Annotated in this window: 1 protein-coding gene; it reads right to left on the bottom strand. The window is 57.1% G+C overall.

Annotated elements, in window-relative coordinates; genetic code table 11:
- Positions 1–40: 40 nt before the first annotated feature.
- On the bottom strand, positions 41–245 hold a 205-nt coding region (locus tag AC0L20_RS41645; protein WP_169870721.1), incomplete at its 5' end, for an FAD-binding protein.

Genomic DNA, 245 nt, shown 5'->3' with positions numbered 1-245 from the left:
CGGTCATCAGACCGGGCTCTTTATAAGTGAAGCGACTGGATTAGACCAGCTTCTCCAACTCAGGAACAGCTTCGAACAAGTCCGCGACCAGGCCGTAGTCAGCCACCTGGAAGATCGGTGCTTCTTCGTCCTTGTTGATCGCAACGATCACCTTGGAGTCCTTCATACCGGCCAAGTGCTGGATCGCGCCGGAGATACCGACCGCGATGTACAGCTGTGGCGCAACGATCTTGCCGGTCTGGCCG

The organism is Bradyrhizobium sp. Kon58, assembly GCF_055807455.1.
Note: the sequence above shows the minus strand (reverse complement) of the source record. Positions and strands in the feature narration are given on the sequence as shown.